General features: G+C 44.7%; 1 protein-coding gene. It reads left to right on the forward strand.

The window, feature by feature from the left end; translation table 11 throughout:
- Positions 1-920, forward strand: a 920-nt coding sequence (locus PL9631_RS25680; protein WP_231516863.1) for a formylglycine-generating enzyme family protein, incomplete at both ends; no start/stop codon positions are given.

Consider the following 920-nt stretch of genomic DNA (forward strand, 5'->3'; position numbering starts at 1 on the left):
TTTTTAAAGAGGATTTAGGCAATAATATCAGTTTAGAAATGGTATCCATTCCTGGGGGAAATTTTATGATGGGTTCAGCCCAAAATGAAGCCCATGCTGGACGCAACGAAGATCCCCAACATCAGGTTAATATTGCTGCATTTTCTATGGCAAAATATCCCATTACCCAAGCCCAATGGCAAGCTATTATGGGAAATAATCCTTCTAATTTTAAAGGCGCAAACCGACCCGTTCAGAATGTAAATTGGTACAGCGCGCAGGAATTCTGTCAGCGACTTTCCCAAAAAACAGGCAAAACCTATCGTTTACCCAGTGAAGCGGAATGGGAATACGCCTGTCGCGCTCAAACTACAAGTCCTTTCCATTTTGGCGAAACCATTACAGCCGATTTAGCGAACTATAACACAATAAGTAGTTCTTACCCCTATGAGCCAAAAGGAACCTATCGTCAACAAACCACAGATGTCGGTAGTTTCCCTCCAAATGCCTTTGGATTATACGATATGCACGGCAACGTTTGGGAATGGTGCGATGACCCTTGGCATAAAGATTATGAGGGTGCGCCGACAGATGGCAGTGTTTGGGAGTCAGGCGGAAATATTGAGGTGGTGAAACGCGGGGGTTCGTGGCACGACGGGCCCAGGCGTTGCCACAGTGCCAGTCGTTACATTGATCAGCCGACCCATGGGAGCACGAACGTCGGATTTCGGGTTGTTTCCTCATCAAATCAAAATAACCTAGGTCAGGAGGAAGAAACAAAACGTCAGCAAAAGGAATTTGAGTTTCATCTAATTACCGTTGACTCCGTAGGAGATGAAATCAAACGTGAGCGCTGTCGGGCTGAATTTTTTAAAGAGGATTTAGGCAATAATATCAGTTTAGAAATGGTATCCATTCCTGGGGGAAATTTTATGATGGGT

This window comes from Planktothrix paucivesiculata PCC 9631 (assembly GCF_900009265.2).
Lineage (GTDB): Bacteria > Cyanobacteriota > Cyanobacteriia > Cyanobacteriales > Microcoleaceae > Planktothrix > Planktothrix paucivesiculata.